At 28.5% G+C, this 20,690-nt stretch carries 18 protein-coding genes; 5 read left to right on the plus strand and 13 right to left on the minus strand.

Annotated features, from left to right (window positions below; genetic code table 11):
- From cysD to ACBT_RS00110, 6 genes are read right to left on the minus strand one after another with little or no spacing between them, the layout of a single operon-like run.
- Window positions 1-912 (minus strand): sulfate adenylyltransferase subunit CysD, encoded by a 912-nt coding sequence (gene cysD / locus ACBT_RS00085; protein WP_024775755.1) that lies wholly within the window; start codon window positions 910-912, stop codon window positions 1-3.
- 41 nt (window positions 913-953) lie between these two features.
- Window positions 954-1,655: a phosphoadenylyl-sulfate reductase gene (locus ACBT_RS00090; RefSeq protein WP_024775754.1), complete on the minus strand. Its 702-nt coding sequence runs from the start codon at window positions 1,653-1,655 to the stop codon at window positions 954-956.
- 8 nt (window positions 1,656-1,663) lie between these two features.
- Window positions 1,664-1,894 carry a DUF2061 domain-containing protein gene (locus tag ACBT_RS00095; protein WP_024775753.1) on the minus strand — a complete coding sequence of 77 codons (231 nt, stop codon included), beginning with the start codon at window positions 1,892-1,894 and terminating at the stop codon, window positions 1,664-1,666.
- A 31-nt stretch (window positions 1,895-1,925) separates the two neighbouring features.
- Entirely contained in the window at window positions 1,926-2,858 is a 933-nt protein-coding gene (gene cysK, locus ACBT_RS00100) for a cysteine synthase A (protein WP_024775752.1), read from the minus strand.
- Window positions 2,859-2,879: 21 nt separating this feature from the next.
- Window positions 2,880-3,293 carry an RrF2 family transcriptional regulator gene (locus ACBT_RS00105; RefSeq protein ID WP_024775751.1) on the minus strand — a complete coding sequence of 138 codons (414 nt, stop codon included), beginning with the start codon at window positions 3,291-3,293 and terminating at the stop codon, window positions 2,880-2,882.
- 9 nt (window positions 3,294-3,302) lie between these two features.
- Entirely contained in the window at window positions 3,303-4,571 is a 1,269-nt protein-coding gene (locus ACBT_RS00110; protein ID WP_024775750.1) for an O-acetylhomoserine aminocarboxypropyltransferase/cysteine synthase family protein, read from the minus strand.
- A 208-nt stretch (window positions 4,572-4,779) separates the two neighbouring features.
- Here ACBT_RS00110 and ACBT_RS00115 point away from each other — a divergent pair, with 208 nt between their 5' ends.
- The 3 genes from ACBT_RS00115 (at window position 4,780) to ACBT_RS00125 (ending at window position 8,426) form a co-directional block, all read left to right on the plus strand.
- On the plus strand, window positions 4,780-5,094 hold the full coding sequence (locus tag ACBT_RS00115) for a cupin domain-containing protein (protein WP_024775749.1): 315 nt from the start codon (window positions 4,780-4,782) through the stop codon (window positions 5,092-5,094).
- A gap of 9 nt (window positions 5,095-5,103) precedes the next feature.
- Window positions 5,104-6,333: a BaiN/RdsA family NAD(P)/FAD-dependent oxidoreductase gene (locus tag ACBT_RS00120; RefSeq protein ID WP_024775748.1), complete on the plus strand. Its 1,230-nt coding sequence runs from the start codon at window positions 5,104-5,106 to the stop codon at window positions 6,331-6,333.
- A 131-nt stretch (window positions 6,334-6,464) separates the two neighbouring features.
- A complete protein-coding gene (locus ACBT_RS00125; RefSeq protein ID WP_024775747.1) occupies window positions 6,465-8,426 on the plus strand; it encodes a methyl-accepting chemotaxis protein in 1,962 nt (653 codons plus the stop codon).
- A gap of 30 nt (window positions 8,427-8,456) precedes the next feature.
- Here the strand turns inward: ACBT_RS00125 and ACBT_RS00130 are convergent, their stop codons facing one another.
- From ACBT_RS00130 to ACBT_RS00145, 4 genes are all read right to left on the minus strand, one after another.
- Entirely contained in the window at window positions 8,457-9,821 is a 1,365-nt protein-coding gene (locus ACBT_RS00130; protein ID WP_024775746.1) for a TolC family protein, read from the minus strand.
- Window positions 9,814-12,933 carry an efflux RND transporter permease subunit gene (locus ACBT_RS00135; RefSeq protein WP_024775745.1) on the minus strand — a complete coding sequence of 1,040 codons (3,120 nt, stop codon included), beginning with the start codon at window positions 12,931-12,933 and terminating at the stop codon, window positions 9,814-9,816. The genes ACBT_RS00130 and ACBT_RS00135 overlap by 8 nt, the downstream gene beginning before the upstream one ends.
- A 3-nt stretch (window positions 12,934-12,936) precedes the next feature.
- Window positions 12,937-14,067: an efflux RND transporter periplasmic adaptor subunit gene (locus ACBT_RS00140; RefSeq protein WP_024775744.1), complete on the minus strand. Its 1,131-nt coding sequence runs from the start codon at window positions 14,065-14,067 to the stop codon at window positions 12,937-12,939.
- Between the two features lie 63 nt (window positions 14,068-14,130).
- A complete protein-coding gene (locus ACBT_RS00145; protein ID WP_034218768.1) occupies window positions 14,131-15,870 on the minus strand; it encodes a diguanylate cyclase in 1,740 nt (579 codons plus the stop codon).
- A gap of 86 nt (window positions 15,871-15,956) precedes the next feature.
- On the opposite strand from ACBT_RS00145, the gene ACBT_RS00150 reads away from it, so the two are divergent.
- Window positions 15,957-16,310: a hypothetical protein gene (locus ACBT_RS00150; RefSeq protein WP_024775742.1), complete on the plus strand. Its 354-nt coding sequence runs from the start codon at window positions 15,957-15,959 to the stop codon at window positions 16,308-16,310.
- 1 nt (window position 16,311) lies between these two features.
- Here ACBT_RS00150 and ACBT_RS00155 read toward each other — a convergent pair whose 3' ends face one another.
- From ACBT_RS00155 to ACBT_RS00165, 3 genes are all read right to left on the minus strand, one after another.
- Window positions 16,312-17,466 (minus strand): multidrug effflux MFS transporter, encoded by a 1,155-nt coding sequence (locus tag ACBT_RS00155; protein WP_084031361.1) that lies wholly within the window; start codon window positions 17,464-17,466, stop codon window positions 16,312-16,314.
- Window positions 17,467-17,563: 97 nt separating this feature from the next.
- Window positions 17,564-18,001 (minus strand): Dps family protein, encoded by a 438-nt coding sequence (locus ACBT_RS00160; RefSeq protein ID WP_024775740.1) that lies wholly within the window; start codon window positions 17,999-18,001, stop codon window positions 17,564-17,566.
- A 59-nt stretch (window positions 18,002-18,060) separates the two neighbouring features.
- The gene (locus ACBT_RS00165; RefSeq protein WP_024775739.1) at window positions 18,061-18,714 is read right to left on the minus strand and encodes an HAD family hydrolase; all 654 of its coding nucleotides are present in this window, start codon (window positions 18,712-18,714) and stop codon (window positions 18,061-18,063) included.
- A 319-nt stretch (window positions 18,715-19,033) separates the two neighbouring features.
- Here ACBT_RS00165 and ACBT_RS00170 point away from each other — a divergent pair, with 319 nt between their 5' ends.
- Window positions 19,034-20,686 (plus strand): acetolactate synthase large subunit, encoded by a 1,653-nt coding sequence (locus ACBT_RS00170; protein WP_024775738.1) that lies wholly within the window; start codon window positions 19,034-19,036, stop codon window positions 20,684-20,686.
- The last annotated feature ends 4 nt before the right edge of the window (window positions 20,687-20,690 follow it).

The raw sequence follows: 20,690 nt of genomic DNA on the forward strand, positions 1-20,690 counted from the left end.
TTAAAAATACCCTTCTATTTTTTTCTTCTCCATAGACCCAGCACTGTCATTGTCTATAACTCTTCCTTGTCTTTCACTTGTTTTACTTAAAAGCATCTCTTCAATTATCTCTTCAAGAGTTGTTGCAGTTGAATTTACAGCTCCTGTTAGTGGGTAACATCCTAAAGTTCTAAATCTAACCATCTCTTCTTTTATAACATCTTCTGGACCAATTGGCATTCTTTCATCATCCACCATGATTTTTACACCATCTTTTTCAACTACTGGTCTTTTTGCTGCAAAATATAGAGGAACTATAGGTATTTGTTCTAAATAGATATATTGCCAAATATCAAGTTCTGTCCAATTTGAAAGTGGGAAAACCCTAATACTTTCATCTTTGTGAACTCTTGCATTGTAGATATTCCAAAGTTCTGGTCTTTGATTTTTTGGATCCCATCTATGATTCTTATCTCTAAAAGAATAGATTCTCTCTTTTGCTCTAGATTTCTCTTCATCTCTTCTAGCTCCTCCAAAAACAGCATCAAATTTATATTTATTTAACGCTTGTTTTAAACCTTGAGTTTTCATAATATCTGTGTGAACAGCACTACCATGTGTAAAAGGTCCAATTCCTTGAGCAATTCCATCTGGATTTGTGTGAACTAAAAGTTCAAAACCTTCTTCTTTAGCTCTTTGGTCTCTAAAAGCAATCATCTCTTTAAATTTCCATAAAGTATCTACGTGAAGTAGGGGAAATGGTAATTTTGCAGGAGCAAAAGCTTTAATAGCAAGGTGTAACATAACAGCAGAATCTTTTCCAACACTATACATCATTACAGGATTATCAAACTCTGCAACAACTTCTCTAATAATGTGAATTGATTCAGCTTCAAGCTGTTTTAAATGCGTTAATTGTTTTGTATCTAACATTTTTCCTTCTTTATTTAATAATTTGGAAACTCTAAGAAGAGTTATTTTTTATGAAGACCACACTCTTTATGTTCTGGGTCTTCCCACCACCAACGTCCAGCTCTTATATCTTCACCAGCTTTTATAGCTCTTGTGCAAGGTTCACATCCAATACTTGGATATCCTTGATCATGAAGTTTGTTGTAAGGAACTTTATTTGCTCTTATGTATTCCCAAACATCATCTTCATTCCAATTTATAAGAGGATTTAATTTGATTACTTTAAAATTTTCATCCCATTCAATAACTGGAAGATTAGTTCTAGTGATACTTTGTGATGCTCTAAGTCCTGTTATCCAGATATCAACATTTTTAAGAGCTCTTTTTAGAGGTTCAATTTTTCTAATATTGCAACAGTTTTTTCTATTATCAATACTTTCAAAATGACCATTTACTCCTTGAGTAATATACAGTTTTTCAACATCATCAAATTTTGGAAAAAAAACTTCTAGTTTCACACCATATTTTAAATTTGTCTCATCCATAACTTTATAAGTTTCACTATGAAGTCTACCTGTATCAAGAGTAAATACTCTACTATTTTTATTTACTTTAAAAATCATATCAGTTAAAACTTGATCTTCAACACCTAAACTAGAGCTTAATGCTACATTTTTGTAATTTTCTAATATATATTTGATTAAATCAGTTGTATTTAAAGATAAAATTTTTTCTTCAATATTTTTTACTATTTCTATACTCATAAAATACCTTAAATTTGATAATCGTTTTCTACTTGTTTTACAGTTCCAAATTTTAATCTATTCCAAGCTCTTTCATGAAAATAGTATAAAATCATTTTTGTAATAACTTCAATTGATCCAATTGAAGCCGCCATAACTAAATTTCCAGTTACAAAGTAAGATACTATTATTGTATCTAGTGTTCCAACTGTTCGCCATGATATTGTTTTTACAACCGACCTATATGGTTTTTCGTGCATAAATTTCCTAAATTCAAGCCATATAGAAGAATTATTCTTCTATATAGTCATATAAACCAGAGCTTAAATATCTCTCACCTGTATCACATAAAATTGTAACTATTGTTTTACCTTCGTTCTCTGGTCTAGAAGCAATTATTTTTGCTGCTAATGCATTTGCACCTGCTGAAACTCCAACAAGAAGACCTTCAGTTTTTGCTAATGCTCTTGAACTTTCAATTGCATCATCATTTGCAATTTTGATAACTTCATCATAAATTTTTGTATTTAAAACATCTGGTACAAATCCAGCTCCGATTCCTTGAATTTTATGAGGACCAGGAGCTCCACCACTTAAAACAGGAGATGCTTCAGGCTCAACAGCAATTATTTTAATATTTGGATTATGAGCTTTTAATACTTCTCCAACACCTGTTAAAGTACCACCAGTTCCAACACCTGCAACAAAGAAATCAACTTTTCCATCTGTATCTTTTAAAATCTCTTTAGCAGTTGTTGTTTTGTGAATTTCTGGATTCGCTTGATTTTGGAACTGTTGTAAAATTATTGAATTTGGCGTTTGCTCTTTTAATTCATTTGCTTTTTCAATAGCACCTTTCATACCTTTTTCAGCTGGAGTAAGAACTAATTTCGCTCCTAAAGCTTGTAAAAGTCTTCTTCTTTCTATACTCATAGATGCTGGCATTACAAGAATTAATTTTAATCCTAATGCTGCACTAACAGATGCTAAAGCAATACCAGTATTTCCACTTGTTGGCTCAATTAAAGTTGAATCTTTATTTATAAGACCATCTCTTAAAGCTACTTTTATCATATTTGTTCCAATTCTATCTTTTACAGAGTGACTTGGATTCATAAATTCACATTTTCCTAAAACTGTTGCTCCACTTGCATCACTTGCATCTTGAAGTTTAACTAATGGAGTATTTCCTACTAATTCTGTTATATTGTTTGCAAAATTCATATTTTCCCTTTCAAATTTTATTTAAATATTATAATGTAAAAATTCATTGTATTTGTTTTGATACTCATCTAAATTTGATAAGCTTAAATCAAAAATCTTTTTCATCTTCTCTTTTGATTCATCAAAAAATAGATCTAATATAGGGTTATCAACCTTTGAATCGACTATTTTTATATCATCTTCAAGAGCAACTAAAATCTCTACTATTTTTATATCTTCTGGTTTTTTAGCCAAAAGATAACCACCCCTTGCACCTCTTATACTAGTTACCAATTCAGCACGTCTAAGTTTACTTAACAGCTGCTCTAAGTAATTTTGCGGAATAGATGCATTTGCCGAAATATCTTTTATTTGCATGGGAGTTTCATCATTATGGCGGCTAAGTTCATACATAGCTGCCAAACCATAAACTCCCTTTGTTGAAATTAAAGGCATTTCATAACCTTAATTTAACGCCTGATTTAAATCTTCAATTAAATCAGCTGTATCTTCTAAACCAATTGAAAGTCTAACTGTAACTGGATTTACACCTGCTTTCTTCAACTCTTCTGCATTCATTTGAGAGTGAGTCGTAGATGCAGGATGTGTAATTAAAGATTTACTATCCCCAATATTTACAACAACGCTAAACAGTTTTACACTATCAATAACTTTTTTAGCTTCTTCAAAACTCTCTACTTCAAAAGAGATAAGACCACTTGCTAAACCACCTTTGAAATATTTTTGTGCTTTTGCATAATATTTGTCATCTTTTAATCCAGGATAAGCAACATTTTTCACTTTTTTGTGAGATTTTAAAAACTCAGCAACTTTTAGAGCATTTTGTGAATGTTTCTCAACTCTTAGACTTAATGTCTCTAAACTTTGAATTAAAAGCCATGAGTTAAATGGTGCTGGAGTAGCTCCAATATCTCTTAAGAGAGATAATCTAACTCTTAAACAAAAGTTTGGAAGAGGAACTTCTGTATATACTAATCCATGATATGATGCATCTGGAGTTGTAAATTGTGGATATCTAGCGCTATTTGTTTTGAAAAATTCTGCTAAATTATCTCTTTCAACTATAACTCCACCAAGAGCTGTTCCATTTCCACTTGTATATTTGCTTGTAGAGTGAACAACTACATCAACTCCCCATGAAATTGGATTGAATAAAGAAGCTGTTGCAACTGTATTGTCACAAATTGTGATAATTCCATATTTTTTTGCAACTTCAACAATTTTTTCAATAGCTGGAATTGCTATTTGTGGGTTTGATAATGATTCAAAGAAAATAGCTTTTGTTTTATCATCAACTAACTCTTCTAGATTAGAAGCATCATCACTATTAAATACTTTTACACTAATTCCAAATCTTTTTAATGTGAAGTGAAAAAGTGTCACACTTCCACCATAAAGTTTGTCAGAGATTAAAATATTATCTCCAGCTTCAGCAACGTTTGCAACTGCATAAAAAATAGCAGCAGCTCCACTAGAAGTTGCTATAGCAGCAGCTCCATTTTCAAGTTGAGCATATCTTTGTTCTAAAATATCAGTTGTTGGATTGTTTAATCTTGTATAGATTGATCCAAGTTCTTTTAGTGCAAATAGATTTGCTGCATGCTCGCTATCTCTAAATGCATAAGCTGTTGTTTGAGAAATTGGAACAGCCATCTCTCCATTTCCATTTTTTTTATCATATCCTGTGTGGATAGCAATTGTATCTTTTTGCATTTTTAAATCCTTTATAAATTAATCAAGTTTAAATATATTGGAATTATAAACAATTTTTTTTGAAATGTCAAGTCTTTTAATCAAATTTATATAAATATACTATTTATAGGCGTTGTAGTTAAAGTTGATATATTTAATCAACTTTGTAATACTAGTTAAGTAAGATTCTGATAGAATACCATAAAATCAGTAAACGAGAAAGAAATTGTTGAAAAAATATAATATTTTTGATAAAGTAATCATCGATAAAAATGAAGAGAATTTTTTCCAAATCTTCAAAAATGAGAGCATAAGAGTAGAAAGAATTGTTTCAAATGGGCAAAAATCTCCTGAAGATTTTTGGTATGAACAAGTAGAAAATGAATACATTTTGCTTTTAAGTGGTAATGCAATTTTGGAATTTGAAGATTTTGAAGTAGAGTTAAAAAAGGGTGATTGTTTAAATATAGAAGCTATGCAAAAACATAGAGTGAAATTTACATCTTTAGATGAACCAACTATTTGGTTTGCAATTTTTTATTAAAGGAAGATTTTGAAAATAGCAATTATTGGAGCAGGAGCAGCAGGAATAATGGCTGCAATTACAGCTAAAAGAGTAAATAAAAATTTAGACATAGATATATTTGATGCAAACAAAACTGTAGGAAAAAAGATATTAGCAAGTGGAAATGGAAGATGTAATATCTCAAATAGTTCTATTTCTTCAAAAAATTATTTAGGAGAAAATCCATCTTTTGTTGATTTTGCATTAAAAGAGTTTGATTTTAAAGTCTTTGAAAAGTTTTGTAAAAGTATAGGGTTGTTATTGGATGAGAAAGAGAGTGGAAAAGTATATCCTTTGTCAAATGAAGCAAAATCTGTAACAAATCTTTTATCTTTAGCTTTGGAGGATTTCAAAGTTAATATTTATTATGAACATTTTATAGATGATATAAAAAAAATAGATAATAAATTTATAGTTATTTGTAAAGAAAAAGAGTTTAAAGATTATGATAAAGTTGTAATTACTTCTGGTTTAGGTGCTGCTCCACAACTAAACTCAAGTGAAAAAGGTTTAGAAATTGCTTCAAATTTTGGACATACTTTTAATCCAACATATCCTTCTTTGGTTGGACTTCAAACACAAAATACATATAACGGAAAGCTTCAAGGTGTAAAAAAAGAGTGTAATGTAAGTTTATATGTAAATGGTAACTTTGAACAAGAAATATTTGGAGATGTGTTATTTACAGCTTATGGAGTTTCTGGGTTTGCAATATTAGATATCTCTCAAAGAGCAGTTTTGGCATTAACTAATTTTTCTGATGTAGAACTAAGAATAAATTTCTTTCCAAAGATAAATGTAAATGATTTAGCAAATCAAATTCAAACTTTATTTAAAACACTAAGTAATCAAAAAGCAATAGATATATTAACAGGACTTGTATCAAACAAAATAGCTCCAGTATTATTGGATATTTGTAAAATAGATAAAGATACAAAATCAAGTGATATAAATATGAAACAAATAAAAGCATTATCACATCAATTAAACTCTTGGCGATTAAAAGTTATTGATACACAAGGTTTCTCACATGCAGAAGCAAGTGGTGGAGGAGTTAGAACACCAGAAATAGATAATAAAACTTATGAAAGTAAAATAGTAAAGAATTTATATTTTGCTGGAGAAGTTTTAGATATTGTTGGAAATAGGGGAGGATACAATCTTCACTTTGCATGGGCAAGCGGATATTTGGCAGGAAAACATATCGCAATCAAATAAAATAACTTTTTAAGTATAAATATAATTTATAAACTACTGATTATTTCAAATAATTTATGAAAAGTTAATATCTAATTAAATAAAATAATAACTGATGATAGCACAAATAAAATAATAAAAGGAAACATAAAATGTTTAAAAATCTTAGTACAAAAACTAAGCTTTTAGTTTTTCCCATCTTGGTTGTAATAATTTCAATCATTGTCGCTGTTAGTTATTTAACTTCTATGAAATATATAGAAGAAAGAACACAAATAGCTATAAAAACGCAAGATAGCGTTAAAATACTTCTAGAGGCAAGAATTACTGTATACCAATTTATGCAAGATTCTACTCAAGATAAAAAAGCAATAGTTATAAATGAATTTAAAAAATTAAGTAATCAAATGCTTACTTTAAAAGATTTATTTCAATCTGACAGAAATAAAAAAGTTGCAGATGATTCAATAGCAATGATAAATGAGTATGTTAAAGGTTTTGAGTATATATCAGAGATTATGATAAAAGATAAAACTACAAATCTAAAAGATACTATATCTCATATGGTTGAAGTTGCACAGAAACTTCAAGATTCTATCATATCTTTAAATAGTGATGTGAATAAAACAAAAGAAGAAGCTATGAATTTTTTGAGTACAGAGTTAGCTTTAATTGGAATAATTTCGATTATAGTATTTATAGGAATATCTGTATTTATTTCAAATAGTATTATGAAATCTTTAGTAAATGTTAAAGAAGGTTTATTAAGCTTTTTTGGCTTTTTAAATAGAAAAACTAATAATGTTCTTACTTTAGATGATGGTGCGAAAGATGAGTTTGGTGATATGGCAAGACTTATTAATGAAAATATCAATATAGTAAAAGATACTATAGTAAAAGACAATGAATTAATAGCCGAAGCGAAAATGGTAATGGTGAGAGTACGAAATGGGTGGTATTCTCAAACTATAGATAAGTCAACTCCAAATTCCTCATTAAATGAATTTAAAGATGAATTAAATGAAATGATAAGTCATACAAAAGCGAGATTTGTTCAAATAAATGAAGTATTAGCATCTTATGCAAATTATGATTATAGACCAGTTTTAAATCTTGGAAAAGATGATGAAGCAGATGGTGTTCTTGAAAAGATGATTACAGGAATTAACACTCTTCAAAAAGCAATTACATTGATGTTAAAAGATAATTTAATAAATGGAGTTAAATTAGAAGACTCTTCAAAAATATTGATAGAAAATGTAAATAAATTAAATACAAGTGCAAATGAAGCAGCAGCAAGTCTTGAAGAGACAGCAGCTGCACTTGAAGAGATAACAAGTACAGTTGTAAATAACACAAATAATGTCATGAAAATGCAAGATTATTCAGCACAAGTTAGTGATTCTGCTAAAAAAGGCCAAGGAATGGCTAGAAATACGGCTGTTGCTATGGATGAAATTACAAATCAAGTAACAAATATAAACGAGGCAATAACTGTAATTGATCAAATTGCATTCCAAACAAATATTCTTTCACTTAATGCTGCTGTTGAAGCAGCAACTGCTGGTGAGGCTGGAAAAGGATTTGCTGTTGTTGCTCAAGAGGTTAGAAATCTAGCAAGTAGAAGTGCTGAAGCTGCAAAAGAGATTAAGAACATTGTTGAAATTGCAACACAAAAAGCACAAGAAGGGAAAAATATTTCAGATGATATGATAAAAGGTTATGAAGATTTATTGAATAACATTGAAAAATCTGCTTCAATGATAGTTGAAATTTCGAATGCTTCAAAAGAGCAACAAAGTGGAATTTCTCAAATTAATGATGCAGTAACAATGCTTGACCAACAAACTCAACAAAATGCTGTAATTGCATCAAGAACTCATGAAATAGCAATGGATACAGATAATATTTCTAAACATATAGTAGATGATGTAATGGAGAAAAACTTTGATGGTAAAAATGAGATTATTTCACAATCTAAGAAAGTTTTAAAAACAGATACTAAAAGAAACGATTCTAATGGTGAAATTGAAGTAAAGAATAAAGTAACTTCAAAAAAAGTTGAACCAATAAAGTCAAAATCATCAAACGATGACGAATGGGAATCTTTTTAAGATTTCGTTGAAGTGGGATTTAAATCCCACTTAATCTATATTCCCACCTAAAGTTTTAAAAATCTCAACTCTATTTTCTAACTCTTCTAAGTAAGTTTGTACTAAAGCTTTTTGAGAATTAATGTAAGCTTTTTGAGCAATTAACATATTTAAATAACTTCCGTAACCAATTTTATAAGAGTTTAACGCAATTTTATAAGCATCTTCAACAGTAGTTGTAAGTTCTTTTTGATTTTCTAATTTAGTGTATATATTTTTTCTTACAATTAAAGCATCATTTACCTCTTTAAAGGCTGTTTGAATACCTTTTTGATACTCATTTAATGCTATCTCTTTTTGAGTTTTACTCAAATCTAGTTTTGCACTATTTTCACCAGCATTGAATATTGGAATATTTATAGAAGGACTTAACTGCCAGAAACTATTTGGATTTGAGAATAGGTTATTTAAACTTGAACTTGCAAATCCAGTATTTGCAGTTAGACTAATACTAGGAAAAAAAGTAGCACGTGCTGCACCAATATTTGCATTCTTTGCTCTTAATTTATATTCAAGTTCTTTAATATCTGGTCTACTTAAAAGAATATCAGAGTTAATTCCAGATTTTAAAAGAGCTAAATAACTATCATCTTTTTTTAGATTTTTTGGAATTAAGTTTTCATTTAAATTTGAACCAATTAGTAATTCAAGAGAATTTATATCTATTTGGACAAGATTTTCATAAACTATAATTTGATTTTCACTCTCTTTTAAGATAGCAAGACTAGATAGTAGATCCTCTTTATTTATAACTCCTGCATTAAATTTCTTTTGAGTAAGCTCATAAACACTACTTAAATTTTTGTTTATCTCTTTTTGTAAATTAAGATTTTCAAGATTCGAAGCTAAACTTAAATAAGAGTTTATTGTTTGTGAAATTAAAGCTAGTTTTGTAGAGTTTAAAGCATATTGAGTAGCAAAAAAACTATTTTTTGCTGCGTCATTTAAACTTCTATTTTTCCCAAATAAATCAAGTTCAAAAACTGTTCCAACCGATGCTTTATAGTTGTTTTTTATAATTTCTTCTTTTTTGTCTCTAGAAAAACTACCATTTGCATCTATTTTGGGATACAAATTTGATTCTTCAATCCTATAAAGAGATTTTGATTCTTCAACTCTTAAAAGAGCAATTCTTAAATCTTTATTATTTTCTAAAGCAAGATTTACAATAGATTTTAAGTTTTCATCAATTAAAAAACTATCTAAACTAATATCTGATTTTTCATCTATTTGTTGATAATTTTTAAAATTCTTTGGAATAGAGTCATCATTACTTAGTTCTAAATTAGGTGCCATTGATACACAAGAACTGAAAAAAAGAGTAAAAAATGTAAGACTTAGGGATTTTTTAAACATTTTTCACCTCTTTTGAAAATATCTTTTTAATTATTACAAAGAATAATGGTACAAAAAATATAGCAAGTATGGTAGCACTTATAGTTCCACCTAAAATTGCTGTTCCAATTGCAATTCTACTATTTGCTCCAGCTCCTGAGGATATAGCAAGAGGAATGATTCCTGCAATAAATGCTAAAGAAGTCATAACAATTGGTCTTAATCTTAATTTTGCTCCAGTAATTGCAGCTTCAATTAAATTCATACCATCTTTATATGCACTATTTATAAATTCAACAATCAAAATTGCATTTTTTGAAGCAAGTCCCATAACTGCTAAGAGAGCAACTTGGAAATATACATCGTTACTTAAATCTCTAAAATATATACTTAAAACAGCTCCAAAAACTCCTAAAGGTACTACTAAAAGAACAGAGAAAGGTACACTCCAACTTTCATAAAGTGCAGCAAGGCATAAAAATACAACTAAAATAGAAATAGAGTATAAAATCAAACTTTGATTACTTGCAAGTTTTTCTTGGTATGAAGCTCCACTATATGCATGCATTAGTCCACTATTTACATTAGTTGATATTTTATCCATTTCATTCATAGCATCCCCAGAACTAATTCCAGCCGCAGCACTTCCTTGAATTTCATAAGACATGAAACCGTTAAATCTAGTAAGTTCTTCTGGAGAATAAACCCAAGAAAAAGAGCTAAATTCACTAAATGGAGTCATTGAACCATTGCTGTTTCTAACTTTCCATTTATACAAATCTTCAGGAGCTGTTCTAAATGGCGCATCACCTTGAATATAAACTCTTTTTATTCTAGTTTTATCAATATAGTCATTAACATAAGTTCCACCCCAAGCAGCACTAAGTGTTGTATCTATATCTTTTAGATTAATCCCTAAAGCTAAAGCTTTATTTGTATCATAAGATATTTTTAGTTGAGGAGATTCTTCTGTTCCATCGGCTCTAACAGAGTTTATTTTTGGATTTTTAGTAGCTTCTTCGATTATTTTATCTTTTGCTTCTCTTAACTCTTCTCTTGATAGATTTGAACTAGCAAGTAATTGAAATTCGAAACCATCGCTTGAACCTAAACCTTGAATAACACTAGGATTTATAGTAAATACTCTAGCATCTCTTACGAAATATTTACTGTTTGGGTCATTAAAAGCTTTTGTGGCTCTTTGACTTATTTTATCAACATGGTTATTTTTATCTCTAAAATCCCAATTCTTTAATGATACATAAGCAGTTCCAACATTTTGTCCACTACTTCTACTACTAAACCCAGAAATTGTAAATATAGTATTTAAAGCAGCACTCTCTTCTGTCATAAAATAGTCTCTAACAATATCTGCTACATCAACAGTTCTTGAAGCAACTGCTCCAACAGGAAGGGTATATTGAACCATTAAACTTCCTTGATCCTCTTTTGGTAAAAAGCTAGTTGGAAGTTTTATAAATATATATGCAGAAGATATAACTATTATTAGATAGAACATTACCCATCTTTTTGGTACGATTAAAGTTTTTTGAACTAGATTTTTATATTTTTGTGTGAAGTTCTCAAATTTAGTATCAAACCAGAAGATAAAACCACTAGTTTTTTCTTTATGAGGTTTTAAAATAGTTGCACATAAAGCAGGAGTTAAAGTAAGAGCAACAATTACAGATAAAATCATAGATGAAATAATTGTAATTGAAAATTGTCTGTAAATTATTCCTGTTGATCCACTAAAAAATGCCATAGGTAAAAATACTACAGATAAAACAGTTGTTATTCCTATTAGTGCACCTGTTACCTCATTCATTGAAAGAATAGTTGCTTCTCTTGCATCTAAACCTTTTTCACTCATATTTCTTTCAACATTTTCAACGACAACAATAGCATCATCAACCAAAAGTCCTATGGCTAAAACTAAAGCAAACATAGTAAGAGTGTTTATTGTGTAACCAAATATATTTAAAATTGCAAAAGTTCCTAAAAGAACAACAGGTACTGCAATTGCAGGAATTATTGTGGCTCTTAGATTTTTTAAAAATAAAAACATTACAAGAATTACAAGAATAATTGCTTCAATTAAAGTTTTTACAACTTCATTTATTGATGCTTTTATGAAATGAGTTGTATCTCTAGGATAGGCAATTTTATAACCCTCAGGTAGTATGTTTTCAGCTTCTTTTAGAAACTCTTTTACTCTATTTGAAGTTGCAACAGCATTTGCTCCACTTGCAAGTTGAATAGATATACCAGAAGATGGGTAACCATTTAATGCTGTAACATTATTGTAGTTTTGAGCACCTATTTCAACTCTTGCTACATCTTTTATTTTTACACTACTTCCATCTAAATTTGATTTTAGAACAATATTTTCAAATTCAGGCACAGATTGGAACATACTTCTAGCTGTTACTGTTACAGATAGTTGTTGATTATCAACTGTTGGCATTGCTCCAAGTCTTCCTGCACTTGCTTGAGAATTTTGAGCATTTATAGCATTTTCAATATCTTTTGGAATTAAATTATATTTTTCAAGTTTATATGGGTCTAACCATATTCTCATAGCATATTGTCCACCATAAACTTGAACATCTCCAACACCTTCAATCCTTGAAATACTATCTTGAAGGTTACTTACTAAAAAGTCACTAATATCTGTTTTATCAGCAAGATTATTTGAATCATAAATACTTGCCATCATCAAAAAGTCACTTTGAGATTTAAATACTCTTACTCCTTGTCTTTGCACATCTTCAGGAAGTCTTGATAGGATTTGATTTACTTTATTTTGAACTTGAACTTGTGCAATATCAGCATCTACTTCTTGACTAAAAGTTATTTTTATTCTTGAATTTCCTGATGAACTAGAACTAGAAGAAAAATATAGCATGCCATCAAGTCCAGTTAATTGTTGTTCTATTATTTGAGTTACACTATTTTCAACAGTTTTAGCATCTGCTCCTGAATAAGAAGCATTTATATTTATCTGAGGTGGAACAATATCAGGGTATTGCTCAATTGGTAAAATATAGAGACTTATAACTCCACTTATCATAATAATAAGCGAAATTACCCAAGCAAAAATTGGACGAAAAATAAAAAACTTAGCAATCATTTTCTAATCTTTATACTGTGTACTTAAATCTTTAGGGATAACTACACTTCTACTATTTATTTTATTTAATCCTTCGACAATTATTTTGTCATTAGGGTCCAATCCTTCAAGAACTAACCATTTGTTATTTATAGCTCTTTGTATTTTTATCACTTTTTGAATAGTTTTATTCTCATTTGTGATAAGCGTAATTATAGGATTTCCTTTTTGGTCTCTTAATACAGCTTGTTGAGGTATTAAAAAAGCATCAACTTTTTTTTGGCTTTGTAAAGTTGCTTTTGTCATCATTCCTGATAGTAAAAGATTATTTGGATTTTCAAATATAGCTCTTAAAATTACTGTTTGGCTACTTTCATCAACATTTAATTCTCTAGCTTCAAGTTTTCCTTTTATTGGATAAACAAAACCGTTGTCAAAACTCAAAGTTACTTCAATATTATCTTGTAAGTTTATAATATTTTTTAAATTTAATATTTCATTATAAGATTGAGTTAAATCTACAAAAACAGTTTTAGTATCTCTTATATTTACTAGTTCTTGTGTTTGATTTGCATTTACTAATGCACCAACAGTTACATTAGAAATACCAATAAATCCACTAATTGGTGCTTTTATTTCACATCTATTTAAATCTATTTTCGCACTTTCAAGTTCAGCAACTCTTTGTTCAACTAAAGCTTTTGCTTGCATATAAGAGGCTTTTATATCATCATATTCTTGTTTTGAAATCCCATCAAATTTTAGAAGCTCATCGGCTCTTTTACTTTTTGCTTCACTACTCATTAGGTTTGCTTTTGCACTACTTAAAAGAGCTTGTGCTTGGTTTACATTTGCTTTGTATGTAGAATTCTCAATTTTATATAAAACATCACCTTCTTTTACAAAGCTTCCATCAGCAAATAGTTGTTTTTCTATAATTCCACTAATTTGTGGACGAATTAGAGCTAGCTCTTTTGCTTTTACTCTTCCTATAAGTTCTATTTCTAAATTTACGGGCTCTTTTTTAGGATTTATAAATCCAACTTCAATAGGTATTTGATTTTTAGGTTTTGTATTTGTCTGATCTTTTTGTTCACATGAACTTAGAAAAAGTGTTATAAAAAACAGTAAAAAAGTAGTCTTAACAGATTTCAATTAATTTACCTTAAATAAAAAATTTGTGTATTTTATGATAACTTTATTAACCAAATTTTAATATTAAAGATAGTTATTAAATACTACAACTTTGTCTCTACCACTATTTTTTGCTTCATATAGAGCTTTATCTGCTTTTGAAATTATATCTTCTGGTTTTACTAAATTATTATAATAAGTGGCAACTCCTAGGCTAACTGTTAATTTATTAGGGTAACTTGAGAATTTATGGATTTTTACAGCTTGATTTATATTTGAAGCTAAAATTTTTGCACCTTTTGCATCTGTATTTGAGCAAATAATTAAAAACTCTTCTCCTCCCCAACGACCTAGAGTATCTGTAATTCTAATATAGCTTTTTACAATTCTTGATACTTCAATTAAAACATCATCTCCCACTTGATGCCCAAAGTTATCATTAACTTTTTTAAAGAAATCAATATCCAGCATAATTACAGAAAAATTTAAATCGTATCTTTTACTTCTATTAAATTCTGCATTTAAAACTTCATCAAGTTTCGTACGATTATAAAGATTTGTTAATTTATCTGTGATAGATAATTTTTCTAATTCATCATTTTTCTTTTTTAATTCTTTTGTTCTTTCTTCAACAATTTTTTCTAAATAGTTTTGATATTTATGAATTGATTTTGCCATTTGGCTAAAAGCTGTTGATAGAAGATTTACTTCAAGAGTTGAAGCTTTTATATCAACTATTCCTTCATATCTTCTATCTTTTATTTTATTAATTTGACTAACAAGTTCATATATAGGATTAATAATCATATTTGAAAATAAGATTATTATAGGAAAAATAACTAATGTAGTTAATCCAAAAATAAAAATTAGTGATAAACTTTGATTTCCATAATTATTTATAGTTTTATCATATTCACAGAATATTGCAATATAACTATACTCATAATCTGATTTAATTTTATTTATTTGAACTATATATTTCTTTTCATTTAGCTTTATGATTTGTGCTTCATGAAATTTATCAAAATTTTTATTTAATTTATAAAATTCGTTAAAAATTGATAAATTATTATTTAAAGAATAGATAACTAATCCATCTTCATTAAATAAAAATAAATCCATATAATTATTTTCAATGTGATCTGTAGATATATGGCCAAAATAATTACTAAGTAGATCTAATGCTATTACATTATTACCATTAAATTTCTTTGCATAAGTAAATCCCATAGACTCAACACTATAAAATTTATAAGGATCCGTTTTAATTGGCGAGTTAGAGACTAAGGCATCTTTATACCAAGGTCTTTGTTTTGGAACAAAATTAGTTTCTTCAATTTTTGTAGAGTTTACATTTAAATCTTTATCTAATAAGACTATCTCTTTTTTATTTTTGCTATTTTTTTGTATTTCTATTTTTAACCATCTATCTTCTTCTTTTGCATTGTAAAAAGATTTTAATGATTCATGAGCATTTAGGTTTATAACTTGAAAAAAACTTCCATCTTCATATCCTGAATAAATACCATAAATATAAGGGTGAGATTTGAGAACATTTACATATAAATCTAAATTAGAAGCCTTGTCATTCATTAAACTTAACATATTTATTGTGTCAAAATTTGAATTTTCATCATTTTGAATAGCATTAGAAATATTTTGAGTTAGTCCATGAAGTTTTAAATCAACAATTTCAAGAGATATTTTTTTACTAAAATAGAATAATTGAATACCTACAACGGATATTAAGAATAAGGCAATAACAAAAAAAAGTGATAGTACGGTTCCTCTTAAAGAGAATCTCGATTTTAAAAAATTTAACATGCCAAAATCCAGTGTTAGCATTCATACAAGAAAGATTGTAGCCAAATATTGATAACATAACAATAAATAAATGCTTAAGGTAGAAAATGAATAAAATATTAGATAATTTGGTGCAATCTGAATATAATTGTAATGTTGCATTTTATATACATTTAAAAGAGTTTAATCAAAATGTTAGAGATGAACTTGAAAAAAGAATTAGTGAAGTTTTTTTCTTTTCAAGAGGTGTAAATTGGAAGTTTGATAGTTTTGGAATAGAAAAAGCTGGTGAAAGAAAAAATGAAATTTTAGGTTTTTTTATATTTAGAACAGCAGAAGTTGATAAATTAAAAAAATTATTTTTACAAGAGTTTAAAGACTATCCAAATGCTGTAAAAATTTCTTGTTCAGTAGCAAAATATCAAAAAGTTTGTGAAGAGTTTTTTGAGCTTGATATCTAAATCAAGCTCTATATGTTTTTAAAATCAGAAAATTTACAATAGAAATTATTGTAATACTAAAAGCAATCACAAAAAAACCACTATCTTCAAAGTTTAAAGCAATAGAAGATATCATCGCTCCAAGACCAAATTGTAACACTCCAATAACTCCACTAGCAACTCCAGCATTTTTTGAGAAATGTTCAAGAGCCATAGCCATGCAGTTACCAAAAATAAACGCCATCATACTCATGTAAGATGCAATTATTATTACTACAAAAGTTAGAGTTATATTTTTATGAACTAATAAGAAAATTATCCCAACTATTATTTGAAATAGTAATGCAAATTTTGTTATATCGAGAGCTTTATATTTTTTTAGTAAATTTACATTTACTTTTATCATGAGCATTAAAATAATGAAATTTATCCCAAAAAACAATGGAAATAGGTCAGTTGATATTTTAAAATATTCAATGTATATAAATGAAGTTCTTGAGATGATAATAAAAAAACCTCCAAAACTAAGTGCTAAAACAAACATAGCTTTTAATGCTGTAAAGTTTGAAAGAACTATTTTATATGATTCAATGATATTTTGTTCTGTTTTTGTAAAGCTTTCGGGTAAATCTTTATAAACAAAAAAAGCAACTAGTAGGGCATAAATTGTAAGAAATATAAAGATACCTTCCCAAGGGAAAAAGTGAATAATTGCTGCACCAAATACAGGTGCTAAAAGTGGGGCTAAACTTCTTACTATTCCAATTAAAGAAAATACTTTTGCAGCTTCCTGTCCTTTAAATCTATCTCTTACAGCTGCAGCTGCATTTACAACAGTGATTCCTCCAAAAAATGCTTCTAAAAATCTATAAACCCATAATTCATATATATTTGAACTAAAAATTATTAAGAAACTAAAAAATGCATAACCAATAAGTCCAACAATAGAACCGATTCTTCTTCCATATCTATCAGATATTGGTCCACCAAAAATTTGTCCTACTGCAAAACCTATCAAAAAAATTGATAAAGATAGTTCAATTTTATGTATATTTACATCAAAATATTTTGCAATTTCAGGAATAGATGGTAAGTAAGTATCAACTCCCATAGGTGCAACAGAGGATAAAACAGAAATTAATATAATTAAATATACATGGTTAATAGATTTTTTCATTGATACTCTTTGGAATGACTAAATAAAGTGGATTTAAAATAGTTTAATATAATTTGGAAGATTGTAACAAAAAGAGGATAATAACTCCTCTTTTTATTTATTTAAGCATGCTATTTAGCATCCATAAATCTTTTTCAAGTTTTGCAACTTTTTCATCTGCAAAAGCTTCAGTTCCTTTATCTCCAGAGTTTGAAGCTAAATCACTTAACATTTTGAAAGAGTTTAAAAGATAATTAAAATCTTTTACAATTTTTTCTACAATCTCTTTTGATTTGAAACTATCAGCAGTTTCAGTTTCAATTTTTGTAGCATCAATTAATTCTTGCATAGTTAAATAAGGTTTCTCTCCTAAGATGATTGCTCTTTCCGCTGCATCATCATATAAAACCGACATTTCATTATAAAGTCCCTCAGTGTATGAGTGGACAGGATGAAAATCCATACCTTTTACATTCCAATGATAATTGTGAATTTTTATATATAGTGCATTTGCATCGGCTTGAATTTGTTTTAATTGTTTTACTACGCTTGACATAATTTAATCCTTTTTAATAAAATGTTGCGAAATCATTATATAACCAAAAAATCTATTTGTCAATATTTTTTTATAATTTCTAAGATTTCTAATGGAGTTGAAACAATAAAGTCTGCACCATGTTCTTTTAGCTCTTTTTCATTTCTGAATCCCCATAAAACTCCGATAGATTTCATATTTGCAGATTTTGCAGTTTGCATATCTACTTTTGTATCTCCAACAAAATAGATTTTTTCATACTCAGAGTTTAAAGCTTTTGCTATATTTATAGCTGCTACAGGATGAGGTTTTTTTGGAATGTCATCTTTTTGCCCATGTACTTCAATAAATGGATAATTTCCGAAAATCTCTCTCACATATTTTCTTGTCATTTCGTGAGGCTTGTTTGATAAAACTGCTAAATTACAGTTCATTTTTACTAGCTCATCCAAAAGTTCTATAATTCCATCATATGGTTTTGTATTTGTTTGAAGATTATCTTCATATAAATCTTTGAATCTTTTTGAAACTTCATCTTTAAGTGAAGTATTGTCTTTTAGTACATTATCAACTAATATATCAATACCATGACCAACAAAATATTTATATTCATCAATTTCATATGATTTTAGATTTAAACTTTTCAAAACTTCATTCATACAAATTGCAATATCTTCTATAGAGTTTAACAAGGTTCCATCTAAATCAAAAATCAAACTAATTTTATCTTTCATTTTTATCCTTTTTTATGTAGTTTATCGAAAAATAATAAAATCTTCAAAATCAAATTATGGGATGTTACGTAACAAAATAGTTTATCTATGTGTAGAAAAGAAAAGCCATTAATTGGGACATATTTAAAAAGTGTAACTTTTTGTTAACTAAAAAAGAGCAGTTTGCAAAATAAAATTAATATTATATAAAGTATAGTTTGAATATGGTTATAATATCAAATGTTTATCGAATATGATAAATATTTGTATTTAAAATTACAAAATTTACATATTTTGAATATAGTCATTTAGTAAAACATAATAAACGGAGTAAAAAAAGATGAATGCATCAGATTTATTTATAAAAGCATTAGAAAACGAAGGTGTAGAGTACATTTTTGGTGTTCCAGGTGAAGAGAACTTAGATTTCTTAGAAGCTATGAGAAAATCAAAAATCAAACTTATATTAACAAGACATGAGCAAGGTGCAGGATTTATGGCTGCAACTTATGGAAGATTAACAGGAAAAGTTGGAGTTTGTTTATCAACTCTTGGCCCTGGAGCTACAAATTTTGCTACAAGTGCTGCTTATGCACAACTTGGTGGAATGCCAATGATGATGATTACAGGTCAAAAACCAATCAAAAAATCTAAACAAGGTAGATTCCAAATCGTTGATATCGTTAGAATGATGAGACCAATGACTAAATTTGCAAAACAAATTGTAAATGCACACAACATTCCTTCTGTTGTAAGAGATGCTTTTAAAATTGCTACAACTGAAAGACCAGGTGCTGTTCATATTGAATTACCTGAAGATATTGCAGATGAGCACGTAGATGCAGATACAACTATTTATCCAGTACACAATGTAAAATATCCTGTTGCTGTTGATGAAGTAATTGCTGAAGCAGTTGCTATGATTGAAAAAGCAAAAAGACCATTATTATTAATTGGAGCTGGAGCTAATAGAACAAGAATCGGAACTACATTAACAGATTTCGTAAATAAAACTGGTATGGCATTCTTTTCTACTCAAATGGGTAAAGGTGTTGTTGATGAAAACCACCCAATGTGTTTAAGTGCTGCTGCATTATCAAAAGACGATTTTGTTCACTGTGCTATTGATAGAGCAGACTTAATTATTAATGTTGGACATGATGTTATTGAAAAACCACCATTCTTTATGTCAAACAAAGAGGGTGCAACAAAAGTTATGCACGTTAACTTCTTCCCATCAGAAGTAGATGATACGTATTTCCCACAAATGGACGTTGTTGGTGATATAGCTGGAAATATTAAAAAATTAACAGATAAAATCACTGTTCAAGCTCACTGGGATTTTGATTACTATACAAGATTAGCAGATGAAATTAGAACAAGATTATCTAAATATTTTGGTGATAATAGATTCCCAATTTTACCACAAAGAGCAGTAAGAGCAATTAGACAAACTTTAGATGCTGAAGATATTGTAACTTTAGATAACGGTGTTTACAAAATCTGGTTTGCAAGAAACTATAGATGTGCTAGACCAAATACATTATTATTAGATAATGCATTAGCAACAATGGGAGCAGGATTACCTTCAGGAATGATGGCTAAAATGATTAACCCAAATAAAAAAGTTGTAAGTGTTTGTGGTGATGGTGGATTCATGATGAATTCTCAAGAGATGGAAACTGCAGTAAGATTAGGTCTTGATTTAACAGTAATCATTTTAAATGACAATGCATACGGAATGATTAAATGGAAACAAACTGGTATGGGATTTGAGTCATTTGGACTAGATCTTGGAAATCCTGATTTTGTTAAATATGCTGAATCTTACGGAGCTAAAGGTTATAGACCAAAATCAGTAGAAGAATTTGAAAAAACATTAAAAGAATGTGTTAATGGTAAAGGAGTTCATTTAATTGATCTTGCTGTTGATTACTCTTTAAATCATGCAATTTTAAATGAGTTATTACCTCAAAAAACTTGTATGATATAATTAA

Source organism: Aliarcobacter cibarius (assembly GCF_013372265.1).
Taxonomy (GTDB): Bacteria; Campylobacterota; Campylobacteria; order Campylobacterales; family Arcobacteraceae; genus Aliarcobacter; species Aliarcobacter cibarius.